At 54.0% G+C, this 13,722-nt stretch carries 13 protein-coding genes; 1 reads left to right on the plus strand and 12 read right to left on the minus strand.

Features of this window, described 5'->3' with window-relative positions; all coding sequences use genetic code 11:
- The 5 genes from DMG62_23285 to DMG62_23305 all read right to left on the minus strand — a co-directional run.
- Window positions 1-380, minus strand: a 380-nt coding sequence (locus DMG62_23285) for a hypothetical protein (protein PYY20521.1), incomplete at its 3' end; no start/stop codon positions are given.
- On the minus strand, window positions 377-1,378 hold the full coding sequence (locus DMG62_23290) for an MBL fold metallo-hydrolase (protein PYY20522.1): 1,002 nt from the start codon (window positions 1,376-1,378) through the stop codon (window positions 377-379). The genes DMG62_23285 and DMG62_23290, both read right to left, overlap by 4 nt.
- A 54-nt stretch (window positions 1,379-1,432) precedes the next feature.
- Window positions 1,433-1,897, minus strand: coding sequence for a hypothetical protein (locus tag DMG62_23295; GenBank protein PYY20523.1), 465 nt, complete (start codon window positions 1,895-1,897; stop codon window positions 1,433-1,435).
- 134 nt (window positions 1,898-2,031) lie between these two features.
- Complete coding sequence (locus tag DMG62_23300; GenBank protein ID PYY20524.1) at window positions 2,032-2,289, minus strand: hypothetical protein; 258 nt, start codon at window positions 2,287-2,289, stop codon at window positions 2,032-2,034.
- Between the two features lie 913 nt (window positions 2,290-3,202).
- Window positions 3,203-5,125, minus strand: a complete 1,923-nt coding sequence (locus DMG62_23305; GenBank protein PYY20525.1) for a hypothetical protein — start codon at window positions 5,123-5,125, stop codon at window positions 3,203-3,205.
- A gap of 176 nt (window positions 5,126-5,301) precedes the next feature.
- Between DMG62_23305 and DMG62_23310 the strand changes: the two genes are divergently transcribed.
- Window positions 5,302-6,372 carry a hypothetical protein gene (locus DMG62_23310; GenBank protein ID PYY20526.1) on the plus strand — a complete coding sequence of 357 codons (1,071 nt, stop codon included), beginning with the start codon at window positions 5,302-5,304 and terminating at the stop codon, window positions 6,370-6,372.
- Window positions 6,373-6,772: 400 nt separating this feature from the next.
- Here the strand turns inward: DMG62_23310 and DMG62_23315 are convergent, their stop codons facing one another.
- The 7 genes from DMG62_23315 to DMG62_23345 form a co-directional block, all read right to left on the minus strand.
- The gene (locus DMG62_23315; GenBank protein PYY20527.1) at window positions 6,773-7,600 is read right to left on the minus strand and encodes a transporter; all 828 of its coding nucleotides are present in this window, start codon (window positions 7,598-7,600) and stop codon (window positions 6,773-6,775) included.
- Between the two features lie 107 nt (window positions 7,601-7,707).
- Entirely contained in the window at window positions 7,708-8,577 is an 870-nt protein-coding gene (locus DMG62_23320; GenBank protein ID PYY20532.1) for a transporter, read from the minus strand.
- An 84-nt stretch (window positions 8,578-8,661) separates the two neighbouring features.
- On the minus strand, window positions 8,662-9,720 hold the full coding sequence (locus tag DMG62_23325) for a hypothetical protein (protein PYY20528.1): 1,059 nt from the start codon (window positions 9,718-9,720) through the stop codon (window positions 8,662-8,664).
- Entirely contained in the window at window positions 9,717-11,072 is a 1,356-nt protein-coding gene (locus tag DMG62_23330; protein ID PYY20529.1) for a peroxidase, read from the minus strand. Before DMG62_23330 ends, DMG62_23325 begins: the two co-directional genes overlap by 4 nt.
- A gap of 92 nt (window positions 11,073-11,164) precedes the next feature.
- Entirely contained in the window at window positions 11,165-11,719 is a 555-nt protein-coding gene (locus tag DMG62_23335; protein ID PYY20533.1) for a hypothetical protein, read from the minus strand.
- A gap of 348 nt (window positions 11,720-12,067) precedes the next feature.
- Window positions 12,068-12,253 carry a hypothetical protein gene (locus tag DMG62_23340; protein ID PYY20530.1) on the minus strand — a complete coding sequence of 62 codons (186 nt, stop codon included), beginning with the start codon at window positions 12,251-12,253 and terminating at the stop codon, window positions 12,068-12,070.
- 758 nt (window positions 12,254-13,011) lie between these two features.
- The coding region (locus tag DMG62_23345) for a hypothetical protein (GenBank protein PYY20531.1) at window positions 13,012-13,722 on the minus strand (711 nt) is incomplete at its 5' end.

The raw sequence follows: 13,722 nt of genomic DNA on the forward strand, positions 1-13,722 counted from the left end.
ATATCAATTTCATACTCAATTCGGCGCAGCGGATCTTCGCTGGACTTGATGCGCCAGCGTGGACCATCTGGCTCTTTATCCACTCCGAGCATCTTTCCGCTTGCGGAAATGGCGCGCAGGTTCTCGACAAAGGAGTCGTAAGGAACAAGGCTGTAGCCGCCCGGGTAGTTCCGCGGCATCACGAAGCTGCTGGTTCCGGCAACGGCCTCTGGCAAAGAAAGGTGGATTTGAACGCGATGGTCCGCAGTTCCTGAATACTTCAGCCGATACTCAATCGGAGATTGTTGCTGGGCAACGGCAGCAGCCATCATGAGAAATACAGTAAGGATCTGCAGCCAACTTCTGTTCCCGCAGACTTTGCTATCTCGAGCCAGAATCATTGCGCGATGGCGCCGGGGTGGATGCCTTCTCCTAAAACGAAGCTCGCGCCCACTGCGCCAACTACCGCCGTCGCTCGTGTGAGTCCCAGACGCTCGCGCAAACGATAGACGCTCTCAATGCCCGTACAGTGCGCTCCGACGAGGTAAGCAACGCCAAGGTTCTTCATCTTGTCGGCGGTCCAATTGACCTGCTCGTCGGTTGCGGCGAAAAGATGCAGTCCTCCAAAGACTGCATGCACCGGGGCCTTCCGGTATTGGTCCTCGGCGTCGGTGAGGATATTAATAATTCCGGCGTGGCCGCATCCGGTAATCACGACCAGGCCTTTGTTGGTATTCACCACCAGCGACTGATCATCGGGAACGTTGTCCTCGCGCAAGCCTTGCGGCGTCTCCACTCCCAAAGATCCCGCTGATACGCTCCAATTCCGTTCCGGGAATTGGCGCGGCACCGGTCCCGTGAGCCATACTCCCGGAAAGATCTCGGCTGCATGATCGTGCTGAATGAAGTGCCCTCCGGCAGCCTCGAACTCGCGCCGAATCGCGATCATCGGATTACTTTCGCTAGCATCTTTCTGTGGTCGGCTATAGAAAATACCCTGGGCAACGTGAACCCGCGAGATCGCCGCGGGATTCTCCTTCTGCAGCGCACGCCGCAATGTCAACAGACCTCCCACGTGGTCGGCATGGAAGTGAGTGAGGACGACCTCCTCCACGTCGCTGAGCTTTACATGCAGTTCACGCGCATTTTCCAGTACGGTGTTCGGCCGCGCTCCCGTGTCAACCAGAATGCGATGTCCGTCAGCTTCGACCAGCGCGGAGAAGCCCCATTCTCCAATACCCTGGTCCGCCAGCATCGTTGAGAGAATCGTCACTTTCAGAGAATGGATCTGGGATGGCTGATCCGCAGCGAGCTGTGCCTCCCGCTGCGCGACACCAAGCTTCTGTACGGAGATCAGAAACAGAAGAGCAAGGGCGACCTTGCGGATGTAGGAAGTCATGAAGAACTGCGGCGAGTATACGCCGCGTTCCGGATAGTCGCACTGGAAGGAATCCTACGCCGAAGCCAGGCGGTCATATTCCACATCTGCTTGCGGCGACATCAGCACCCACAGAGTGTAAACGCCCAGAGCCGTCCCAAAAGGGACATTCAACAACGCGAAAAACGCCATCACCAGGGCCAGAGGACGCCCCCAGCTCTGCCGCTCCAGCAACCCGAAACCAGTGATTAAACTCACGCTCGCCTTTATCAGAATGAAAAAACCAATTCCGGTGAGCAGCGGATGGAGAAACGCCGGACGATCAACGTTGCTCGCCGGGCCGAAGATGGTATGAGCAACGATCAGCAGAATGCAGCCCGCCACCGCGTGGATGACCGCGTAAGCCATCCAGAGAATCCCCAGCAGTCTGAGGTGCTGTTCCACCCGGCTAATCGTGGGTCTGCCCAAAACAACATTGCCACACTTGCCGCAGACTGTCTGGTTTGGAGCAAGCGCATTGCCGCAAAAATTGCAGTACATGTGTATTTTTCCAGTGGAATAACGTGCTACGACTTTGCACGCCGGAGAGAATACGCGATTTTCGCGGCAAAGGTTCCAAAATTAAGTTTCAGGGCTGTATCAGTCTTGTCTCGCGAATCTAATTCGGCGCTTGGTTATTGCGTCGCTTCTCGCTGAGACGAAATCACAAACTGAGTTCCGCACATGCTCGAATCCCATCCCTCGCGAACATCGCGTGCGGATGGAGCACTCTTTGCCTGCGAGTCTGACGCAAGAACCAAATGGAAAGGCTGCGCCATCCGCCCGGTTCGGTTGCGCCCCTGGCCACTACTTCTTTGCGCGAAGCTTAGCCAAGCCAGCCATACCGTTAGATCGCAGCGAGCAATTCCCAGGTAGAGCAACGGATTCGGCATGAACCTCGCCTAATTCACTGGTGTCCGCGGAACAGCGAATTTATCAGCGAATTTAACAGCGAATTTTTTCTAAGAAGGTAGGCGAGCAACGGACGATTCCGCGCAACTGCCTGCCAGGTCAGGGATTACGGAAAGTCACGTTTTTCATACGCCACAAAGATCAGTGAATAACAGTGAATAAGCAGTGAATTCTGAAATCCGCATCCGTTGCTCGCGCCAACATCAGATGATTGCGACGAGCACTCTCCCAGAGCCGTCTGAGTTCCGAAATGAGATTTTTCGTTGACTCGCAATCCCGACTCGTGGTAGCACCGAACCAAGTTCGGTGCTGAGGCAGGTTCGGTGTTGAAGGATGACTGCTCCGGACAAAACGCAAGCCGGGTGGACTCTATTAGCCGAGTGGCTCGCCCTTCCCTTTCGCTTCGTGCGCCCCATTACGTCCACCTCGGGTGCCCTGTTGTTGAGTTTGAAACAGGAATAGAAGGTGAAAGGATCGGTCACCAGGCGGGAGTTAGGGAAGGGCACGAGGCCTCGCGCCCCGGTTCAGGGAAGGGCACGGATTTATCCGTGCCGTTATAGGAATTCTTCTTTTCTTTTCGGCTTAGCCGCCGTATGCCTCCTCGGACAACCCAATAAACCTGTAGGCCTTTGAGTCTCAGATAGAACCATGGTTGGGAATCCAACCCAAGCAGCTTGTGTAGTCTCAGCTCTGACAGAACCAACACCGGAATGTTCGCAGTCTCAGCCCAGGTCAGTCTGCAGATCCCACCGAGGGCTCGATGCCGAACAACTCCTCTCCGATCTGTTCGGGAGATGTGTTTGCTCTTGACATCGCCTTATATAGAACCCGGCCCACCCTGCGTCGAGATCGGGGGTTGATTTCGCTTCGGGATACGAACGCTGGGTACCGCGCCTACGGGAAGTTCATGCGCCTGAGTAGATCCTGATAGCGCGTATCTGACCTGAGGGAGTCGAAACGGGGGTCTACCTTGAGAAACACAAGTTCGGGGGCGCGCTCGTCGTAAGCCTTTTGCAACCACGTGAATGCATCGTCGTTGTGGCCGAGTCCCACATGCACGACCGCGAAGCTAAAGGCTGAGACATATGAAGTTGCCGAGATCGTCCGCAGTCTCTCCAGAACCATCACTGCCTCGTGCCTCTTTCCACTCACACCGTAGGCGTATCCAAGCCTGGCCAATGGGACATTCACCGGTCGCTGTTTGGCTGACTCCAGTAATTCCACACCTCGCTGAATCTCAGCAATGGCTTGTTCATTCATTCCCTTTTTGAGATACGTAAGTCCAAGCCAGACGTGTCCTCCGGGTTCTGCAGGATGCAGTTCCACGGCTTCCTTTAGCCGGATTATCGCAGTGTCATACTGATGGGTGAGGCAAAAGACCAAGGCCGCGGTAGTGCTGGTGCGGACCGCAAATGGGGCGAGTTCCTTTGCCTTTTGCACTTCGGCCACTCCCGAATCGAACCTGCCCTCCCACACAAGCTCGAGTCCATACCAAAGGTGCGCAGTTTCATAATTGGGGTTCAGTTCCAAGGCTCGTCGGAATTCCCGCTCCGCTCCCGACCAGTCATAGTCATGAACTAGTTTTGTCCAGGCCAGAGAGGTGTGCCCTTCGGCAAGCGTGTCGTCAAGCTCCAAGGCTTTCAGGGCGGCAGCTTGTCCAAGTGGAAACGCGTCTTTGCCTGCCATGAATTCGTACAGGCCAAGCATGTTCTGGCTGTCCGCCACGCCCGCATACGCAGCTGCGTAGTCACTGTCCTCTCTTACCGCTTGCGAAAAGCTCTCCAGCGCCTTTCGAAACTCGCCCTTCAAAATGTGATAGCGACCTTGAAGATACAGCTCATGTGCCTTTGGGCTGACAGGCCGACTCCGAACGACTTCGGCATCTGGCGCCGGCAGCGTGGCCCTTATTTCGTGAGCGATGTCTTCTGTTATATCGCTCTGAATCGCCAGTACATCAGTCACGTCGCGCTCATAAGTCTGAGCCCAAAGATGGAGATCGGTTGCGGCCTGAATCAATTGCGCCGTTACGCGAATGCGCCGCCCGGCGCGCACGACACTCCCCTCGATTACAGCATCGACATTGAGCTCGCGCGCAATCTGCGGGATGGTTTTCCTAGTTTCCTTGTACTGCATTACAGAAGTCCGCGAGATGACCTTGAGGCTTCGAATTCTTGATAGCCTCGCGACCAACTCATCCGTCATCCCGTCGGCGAAGTACTCCTGATTCGGATCTCCAGACATGTTGAGCAACGGCAGGACAGCAATGGAACGGATGCTGGGCGCATTCGTTGATCCGCTCCGGATCGGTAACCTAAACAATTTCCAATCGATCAAGAAAACGGACAGCGCGACTAGCACAAGACCGATCCCTGCTATCCAGCCAATCGTTCGACGCTTGGCCCTTGCTCCGAAGATTTTCTCTGGTTGCGGGGGATTCTCACGCGCGGGAGGCGTGGCGATGCGGGAAGCATTGGATTCTCGCGTCTCCACCGCAGCGACAAATCTGTATCCCTGCCGCGGAAGGGTTTCGACGTATCGGGGCTGGTCAGCCGAATCTCCCAAGACTTCCCGCAAACGCATCACGGCTGCGTTCACGCCGTGCTCGAATTCCACAAATGTGTCTGAAGCCCACAGCAGTTGACGGAATTCTTCCCGGCGGACCAGTTCACCGCGCCGCTCCAATAACAGCGTTAGCACTTCCGTTGGCTGCCCTACCAGACGCACCTTCAGACCGTGCTTACGCAGTTCTCGGTTGTCCGGATCGAATTCAAAGGGCCCAAAGCGGAATATGCGCGCGCATCGGGCAGTCTGCTGCATGGAACGACCCTCAGCTTGAGAGTGGAATTTGGGCGACTAGCATCCTACACCAGATCTGTATAGGCCCTTTCCGGGAAAGGAAGGTAGGCGATAGAGCAGACTAAGTCCCACAGGCTCTCGTACTTAGCAATGAATGTGGGCTGAACACACAAAGTACGCGCGCTGTATTGAGTTTTTTGGGCGAGTGCCGCAGCCTCGCACGTGATGAAGGAGCTGAAAATGTCCGCCCACACGATCTTCAGAAGGCAGGCTGCTTGGTTACTTCGCTGCTCGCGAAACCGATTCGAACTTTATCGCCTTTCAGCCGCGGCCTTCTGCGCCCTCGGTTGGCTTCCGGTAACTTGCAAGACACTCGATACAAACCAATGAAAGAGAGGTTCGAAATGAAAGCGAATCGGATAGTGGTACTTGCTATAGCGGTCCTCGCCCTCATAGCAGTAACGTCAAGCCGCGCATTGCCGCAAACGTTCACGACGATTGATTATCCGGGAGCAACGCACACCCGGCTCTTCAGCATTAACCCTGAAGGCACGATGGTCGGAATCTACGTAATCGGGACTATGTTCCACGGCATCCTGGTCACGCCGGATGGCATTAACACGATTGACTTCCCGGGATCCGCGGTGACGGCCGCTCTGTCAATCAACCCGGCTGGAGACGCCGTGGGCTGGTACGCTTACACATTGACAATGAATCGTGGGTTCCTCCTGCAACGCGGAGCGTTTCACGAAATAGATTTCCCGGGAGCGAAAACCACGATGCCATTCGGGATCGGAGCGACTGGCGACATCGTTGGCGCTTATCAGGACCCAGGCAATCACTTTCATGGCTTCCTGCTGCGGCATGGTGACTTCATGACCATCGATGTTCCAGGGGCGGCAGAAACACAGGTCAACTGCATCACTCCTCAAGGAAATATCCTCGGAAATTACCGGACTTCCGATGGCGTCTTTCACATGTTTCTGCTGTCCGAGGACGTGTTCACCACCATCGATGTTCCGGGCGCAGTATCGACGGGCGGCTTTACCATCGGCGTAGGCATTAACCCCAATGGCGAGATCGTTGGGCAATATAGGGACACGACCGGTGTCACCCACGGCTTTCTTCTGAATGCGGATGGTTATACGACCATTGATTACCCAGGTGCGGCGACAACGGTCGCAACAGGTATCAACCCAAGGGGAGACATCGTAGGTCGCTATCGCGATTCCGCGGGAAAGGATCACGCCTTCCTTCTGGTCCGCTGATGTTCTGGTGTTGTTACGAACCCTCGGCTTCAACTGGACGTCTTTTCGCTGTGGGCGAGATACGGGATACATGTTGCTAATGGGCGCCGGGTTCTATAAAAGGCGATGCCGAACAACTCCTCTCCGATCTGATCGGGAGAAGTGTTTGTCCTTGACATCGCCTTTTATAGCACCCGGCGAAGGATCGGCGGCAGTTCGTTAATCCAGCCAATTACCGCACCGCTTCGGGAATCCACTTTCCCAAGGGAACGGAGAACTCCGTCTCTCCTTGACTCTTACTTATCATGGATGTCCCCTTTTTCCACTCTTTTTCCCGGTTTTTGAATGTCGGCAGATTTCACGAAGTCATGCCGATGCTGTCGGAGGAATGTTTGTCGCTGCCGGTGGAGCTATAGAAAGTCTAGAAGTGGATTGCGCCCGAAATCTGTGTTGAATATCCCTGAAACGTCGAGCTATTCGAGAACTCCTTAAAGTATTTGAAGCCTACGGTTACGCCCCGGTCAGGCGAGCTCACGTTGGATGAAAGGCCGAACGCATTAACAACGTAGTGTGCCGTGGCTTGAGCGGACGAGATGTTCGGTCCACTTTTATCCGTCGTCTGCCATTGTTCGTAGCCGACAACGCCAATTTGCAGGCGGAGCTCCTTGTTGACCGCAACGCTTTGCGTGAGTGAATAGTCGAGGTTGAAGTTTTGTCCGGGATGGACTTTGGTATCTTGCTGAGTTGTGTGAAACTCATACATCTCAAACGCAGAGACACTTGTCAGCTTGCTCTTCGTTAAGTAGAACGTTTGGCCCGAAGACAGGGTCTGCGTCCAATAACCTGAACCGACATTTTTCGTTCCGCCGGCTATAAAGCTACCCGTTGGCGCGAGAAAGCCATAGATGGCTCGAATACCTGCTCTTTGCGTGCGCCAGCCAAAGATAAGCGGTTGATAATAAGAGTCTGCAAATCCTCCGCCACCGTTGATCGCCCCCTCTGCGTCGGAAGTAAGCGAGTTGTTCGCGAGAGGCAGAGTGGCTGAAGCCGATAACTTGGGCTTTCCCAAAATCGGCAATTCCTGACTGCTCACCCAAACGAGACTGTTTAAATCCATCAGTACCGAATTCTGACCGGTGACGAGAACTTCCCCGCGCGTGCCCTTGAGCTCGTCACGCGCGTAAAAAAGAAACTGATTGGAATATGTCAAGCCGGATTCAGGTGTGACACCAGAATTGGTCGCATTCATGCCGAGTGGGTAAACACCTCTGACTTGTGCCTGATCTAGTTCAACGAACACTGAAACGAGAAGTCCTAAGACTAACGCCCACTTACCTGAAAGACATTGGTTCACAGCTAGCGTCCAGCTCCGCGCGCGACTTTTTGCTCGGCCTGCACGACTTCGGGCGCGGAACTCGCGGCTGTTTCAGCCTTGGCGCCGAAAAACCGGGCAAGCGGCATAAGCAAAAGCAATCCGACGATCGCAACCACAACTACCATGACAACCACTCTGGGATCGGTAAAATTTTGACCGCCAACTACGAGGGCAGCGGCGATGTTACGCTGTGCAGTGCCGAGTGCCATCACTGTTTTTGTAGTTGCCTCGACGCCACCCATCAGCCATCCGACAGCGGTGGAGACAGCGAGGAAGACAATGCTCGCCAAAATGCCGCGAGTACCAAACAGGCTGATGACGTTTTGTATGTTCGTGACCAACAACAGCCCAATCAGCAGCATGAGCGTCAAACTTGCTATTCGATTTAACGGAGGCTGAATCTTTGCGGCCATGTTACTGAAACGAGCCTTCACTACCAGCCCCATAGCCAAGGGAAGCATCATCAGGAGAACAAGCGACTTTGCGATCTTCAACGGATCGACTGAGACACCTTTCACGAGAAAGGGCAATACCAGCGGCAAATACCCGACGGATACGATCATGAGCAGAACCATCAGGGCGACCGAGAATGCAATGTTGCCTTTGCTGAGCCGCGCTAATAAAGGCAGAAACGGCGCGCCGGCTGCCGTGCCGAGCAAGATCAGTGCAACACCTAAGGGTTCGTCGAGACGCAGCAATCGTGCTGTGCCGAATGCCGCAATGGGAATCAAAATGAAATTCGCTATCAGCGCAAGGGAGACGAGCTTGAGGTTACGAAGAGGATCCAGGATTTGCGTCACCCCTAAGCTGAGGCCCACAGCCAACATGCTCGAGACGACAAAAATGAGCATGGTTACCGGCACTGCTTTACTGAGAAGTTCCATTAAGAATTCCGATCTGACAGAGTCGAATCCGATTGCCTCAGTTGCAACTTCTCATCCGGCGCGAGCAGTCCTGTGCACGACTTTTTTGCCCGCGAGCGGAGCGAGCGCGAGATTCTTCCAAAATGTCTCCAGTGACTCGATGCCGCCAAACAGGGTAGTAAATATGGTGGAGTCAGCTAACAATATGTCCCCGGCACGAGCATCGGTGGATGGCATCCAAATGAAGGTATTGAATTCTCGGTTTCCCGCTTCGGTAAAAGGATGCGGCCTGGAAAGATCAATTGGCTGTTTGGCAAGAACATGAATGGACTTCGTGTCCTCAGTCGTAACCTGGTAGTGTGGTAAATGCGGGTGAAAGTTAAAGGTCGTAACTCCTCTGAGCCAGCCGGCTGTGTCGAGGTCCTCTATTTTGTTCAAAGGTGCAATTTGGTTCGATCCTTTGACCACCGCGGGACGGAGGCCGTACTGGTTCTCCACCGGAACACCTAGTCCCTTCATGAGGGAGCGTGTGTACTTACCAAACCGCTGCTGACGTGGTACGAGCGGATCTCCGTGGTGAGCATACTCCAACGCGCGCTGGTTCAGATCCAATGAAACACCAACATCATGATGCGGACCCAAGATCAGACAGGTTCCTTCGCGCGTTAGAAATTGCCGAACCGCGTCGATTTCTTCTGGGGCAGCTTCCTGTTCAGTGACCATGTGATCCAGACCAAAGACCATGAGAGTGTCAGTGTCCCCTAGCACCCGCTCATCGAGCGGTGACTTCTGTCCTGCCTGATCGATCCGCTGGTATACCGCAACGGGATGGCCTGTGGTTTCGCCCACAAGGGTCTGGAACTTTAATGTGGACAGATGGAAAAGTTCCAGCGTTCCCGCAATCCCTTGCAGAAACATTTGTTCGGAATACTCCGGAGTCTCATACTTCGGCCATAGCACCCGGCGAACTTCAGTTATTGTCGAGAAGCGATTATCTAGTTCGATGACGTTTTGATTGGCTTCCTGGGGGTAGCTCCATGTCCAGTAAATGCTGAAGCGTCGTCCGCCGGGAGTGTATTTCCGTGGAATATGCTGTTGGTTATAAGTGCGAGCAGATCGTGATTGGCTCATGTCAGCACCTCCTCGTGTGCTATGGAGCTGCAACCATTCCCAAGCGTCATCAGATAGCGAAGTCCTTTGATTCCAGGGAGGAAAAAGTAGGCGCCTCCTCGGACCGTCGTAAAAGCCGGCAGGTGTGTGATCTTCCTGCGAATGGGTCGCTTGGGAATCGTCATGTCGAAGCTGCCGTCCTGTGTTCCCATTATGGGATCTCGCTCATTCCCTAGTTCGTGGAAATTCGGATCATTTACCCAGACGTTCATGGCGAACTCGAACTGACGAACCAGGCTTGCACAACCGACAAAGGCAGCGATCCCCCGCTCAACACCGTCATCGGAGGCAGTCTCAGGAAGCGGAGGTCCATACGTGCCTCCTCGTCGGATCATTTTCCTGCGCTGCATATTAATGGCGGTGTCGCGTGGATTCATGCGCCGAATGTGCGCTCCGAGCGGGCACGCGAAACCGTGAGGGTCCATTTCGCGATAATTAAAATCATTCGTTCGCTGCGGATCTGCACCAAGGCTTGGATCGTCATGATTGGGTGCAAGAACCAATGGTGCGCCGCTTCGCCATCTGCCCATAAGCTTCGCCGCGATCAGTTCCTGCTCTTCCTGGGTTTCGCCGTGTTTGCGGAGAAACTCGCGAAATGCACCGACGTGTTCCTCCAGCCGGAGATAAGCCAAATAGCTGCCATTACGGGTAAGGACTGCAGGTTGCGGCAGCGGCGGAGGCGCGCCTTCCTCGTCGTGATAGCCGAGAAAGAATTCACCTGCCTTGATCGGCGGCCCCGATCCCCGAGTCGGTTCGACGCCCATTCCCTCGATCACCGGTTGCGAAAGCCGATCGCGGTAGCCGAAGTGTTCCCGCACACAGTCGAATGGCGGGATCGCTTCGAGATCTAAAGATGAAAGAATCTCTACACCTTCGCATTCTGACAAATAGTCTTTGTGCTGCTGTCGGCACCGTTCCCGCTCCGGAACGTCGCGGGCAAATAGTATGGCAATCGCGTGGAGGTCGGGGCTCGCCAGGCCTCCGAGCCAATGAATCGGATGATTTGCGCCGGTGCTTCCGAGTACCTCTACACGAGCAGCCATGCCCTGGCGAAATTCCTGAGGGAACGTAGCCAGTGAACCTTCGTCTACACCGAGCGCTTTCAACCCGTTCCAGGTGAAAGCTACGGTTATCCATCGAGAGTCCAACTGGCTGGTCGAGGCAACAGCCTTTGCGGTGCCCACTTTGTCGATGATGCCGCTCAGCCATTTGCGACCGCAGGATGGATTCGCGAAAGTTAAAAACTCATAGCGCGCTGCGAGGGCAGGTGGTCGTGCTACCAAAAAGTGCTGGATGTCTTCGAAGTCGAGCATCAATGTCCTCGTTCTCGATATGGCTTACAATTCCGCAATGCGCACACATTCTCTGGTAAACGACCGAACCTAAACATGTGGCAACATCGGCACTACTGCATCAAATCAAGCATCTTGGAAAAGGCTTCTTTCAGGGCCAATGCTTTTTTGATCTCCTCTGCGGTAACGAATGGATACTCGCCATATTCCAAAAAGCTGGGGCACTGGTGTTCGTGAAGGAAGTTGGCGAAGGCAGGAACGTTCGTCCTCCAATCTTCAGGAAATCCCTCAAGGTTTTCAAAAACTGTGTTCAGCCCATACCTTGTAAACAGAGCGACGGCATCTTCGGTGTACTTGTCGAAGTCCGTGTCGAAAATGCCCTGATACATGAAATATTTGTCTTTCCCCACGTCGAACAGAACCCAGCGCAAGTAGTGAAGTTTAAGCACCGAAAGAGCGTCCGGCATTTCCCGAATGGCTTGTTCGAGTGTCTTTCCGTAGGCCCGGATAGCTTCCTCTCTTCCTGGTTTCGCTTTCGCGATAATCGTGAACCCATGACAGGCTGGCGTTCGCGGAAACACAGGGCCATACCTTCCCTGCTTTGATTCAAAATATCCCTCTTTGGGAATCGCGATCGCTTGGGGTTTCGTCCAATCTTTGGTGGGCACCACTCCTGGTTTTATTGGTTCTAATTTGGGTACGGCTTGCGTTGCCATCTGTTCTCCTTACTAGAAAAATGATTTCCGAAATTTGCGTGACGAGCTTCGAAAGGGTCAGGGGGTTGCTTCTGTAGAGTGTCTTCAACCAACCAAGGACTCTTCGCTGGGCTTGTCACTCGGTGTGTTTACATGGCCCCGGGAGGCAAAACGCACTTTGGAGGATATCCGCCAAGAAGACACCTGTTATTTCTGTCAGAAGCTTTTGCGAGTGGGTACTCTTCAAATTGGCTGAGGCTTCGCTATGAAAAAAACATCAGGGGGATAAAAGATCCAAGATTGCTGCTCGATCTAGCAGTTCTAATCAGTCAAATATCCTGCAATCGCAAATAGCACTATAACGAGGAAGAGAGCGCCAAATGCTATCTCCTCGGCAGCCTTCCAGTGACGGTAATCCTCACGTAGGAGATCTCTTTCTGGTTTAACGCTTGCGTGATCATGATCGATTCCTTTGAACGAGTACCGGATTTGATCAGGGCCGCTCATGATTGTTTCTCCGGCGCGTGCGTGTAATGCCAGTAGTCGAGTTTCAGTTGGAGCACAGCCACCGGCGGACCGTTGCAGCTCGTTGTTTTGCAGGCTGGTGCAAGCTGGAACAAAGACTCAGCCTCTCGGGCTTCAATCGGTAGCATCCAATTACTTCACCATTTGGCAAAGTCTTGGATATCTATCGAGCGAAGGGTCGTTTCCATCACCGGGAATTATTCATAAAGTTCGCGATGTAGGCATCTGGCAAAAGCAGTAGACCTGATTTGGTCTGGCTTACGGGAGAGAGGTGAATGTCTCGGCTGCGCGCTCGAAAGTCAGTGGTGGTCAAATGGCGAAGGCACTGATACGTCTGAATGGTCCAGTCCTCGTTGGCTTTGGCGTAACGTACGGCTACGACAAAAGGGACCGACAAATGGGGGCAGCCTGAGAGCCTGTCGGAGTGAACGATTCCCGAACTAGGAATCAACAACTTACAGACACAGCACTCCTTGCAAGTTGTTGATTCTTCGTTTCAGAAAATCTATCTCCGACAGGCTCCTGAACTGCGTGATTTATTTTCTCCGAGTGACCGTTCTTAAAACAGCGTGAATTGATTGGCCTCGTCCTCAGCCGCCGGGGCAGGTTCCGATTGCTTGCTGGGACGACCGCGTACCCACTTGCGTCCGAACTGTTCTCCCAATTTGGTAACAAAGCCTTCATTTCCGAAATATCTCGACCAAGACCGTTGGTATCCATGCCGCTTCCGGCTCGGGGAGTCACTCAGCGCCAAGGCTGCGGGAAAGATTCAACTCGGAATCTGCCGAGCTCTGCGCCACTTTGGTCACTCTGCGCCGGTTCCACCAGATCAGCGGTCCGGTGATCGCTAGAACCGGCAGCATCAGGCTGAAGAATGCGGCCAGAATTCGCGTGGGCAGGTTGAAGATATCGCCGGTATGGAGTTCGCGGTTCCACATGCGGGCGTACTGTACTGGCATGGACATGTCTCGCGAGCTTTGCACCTGGAGGACTTTGCCGGTGTAAGCGTCGATTCGGATGCGGGTGCGGCCGGCTGGAGTATGGTCTTCAGGGAACTTTAGTCCAATGGTTACGGCTTGCTTTGGACTCTGGGGCAGTTGCATTCCTGTGATTTTGGCTTCGGGAAGTGCATTGTGGGCGATCTGTATGAGCCGGTCTGGCGAGAGTGGGACGCTTCCCGCTGCCGGAACCTGCGGCAATTCTGGGCGGGCTGCAGCTGTGCCGGACATTTTTTGGGCCAGCTTTTCCACTTGCCTCTCCCAGTGAATGCAGATGGCGGTCCAGGCGAAGATAAACAGGATTACTGACGAGAGGATTCCAACGAAGTTATGCAGTTCGAAGTTGAAGCGTTTTGCTGATCCGCCATCTGCTGAGAAGTTCCAGCGCAGGCGAAAGAGCTTTCTGGGCCACCAGAGGATGATTCCGGTTATGGAAAGAACGAACAGGAAGAC

The organism is Acidobacteriota bacterium (assembly GCA_003225175.1).
In the GTDB taxonomy this organism is placed as follows: domain Bacteria; phylum Acidobacteriota; class Terriglobia; order Terriglobales; family Acidobacteriaceae; genus Gp1-AA112.

Excerpts from the sequence above, each read along its gene's own strand:
- DMG62_23325 (PYY20528.1), bottom strand. The coding sequence starts at position 9,720 with ATGAGCCAATCACGATCTGCTCGCACTTATAACCAACAGCATATTCCA.
- DMG62_23305 (PYY20525.1), bottom strand. The coding sequence starts at position 5,125 with ATGCAGCAGACTGCCCGATGCGCGCGCATATTCCGCTTTGGGCCCTTT.
- DMG62_23340 (PYY20530.1), bottom strand. The coding sequence starts at position 12,253 with ATGAGCGGCCCTGATCAAATCCGGTACTCGTTCAAAGGAATCGATCAT.
- DMG62_23295 (PYY20523.1), bottom strand. The coding sequence starts at position 1,897 with ATGTACTGCAATTTTTGCGGCAATGCGCTTGCTCCAAACCAGACAGTC.
- DMG62_23330 (PYY20529.1), bottom strand. The coding sequence starts at position 11,072 with ATGCTCGACTTCGAAGACATCCAGCACTTTTTGGTAGCACGACCACCT.
- DMG62_23315 (PYY20527.1), bottom strand. The coding sequence starts at position 7,600 with ATGAATGCGACCAATTCTGGTGTCACACCTGAATCCGGCTTGACATAT.
- DMG62_23290 (PYY20522.1), bottom strand. The coding sequence starts at position 1,378 with ATGACTTCCTACATCCGCAAGGTCGCCCTTGCTCTTCTGTTTCTGATC.
- DMG62_23320 (PYY20532.1), bottom strand. The coding sequence starts at position 8,577 with ATGCTCATTTTTGTCGTCTCGAGCATGTTGGCTGTGGGCCTCAGCTTA.
- DMG62_23300 (PYY20524.1), bottom strand. The coding sequence starts at position 2,289 with ATGCCGAATCCGTTGCTCTACCTGGGAATTGCTCGCTGCGATCTAACG.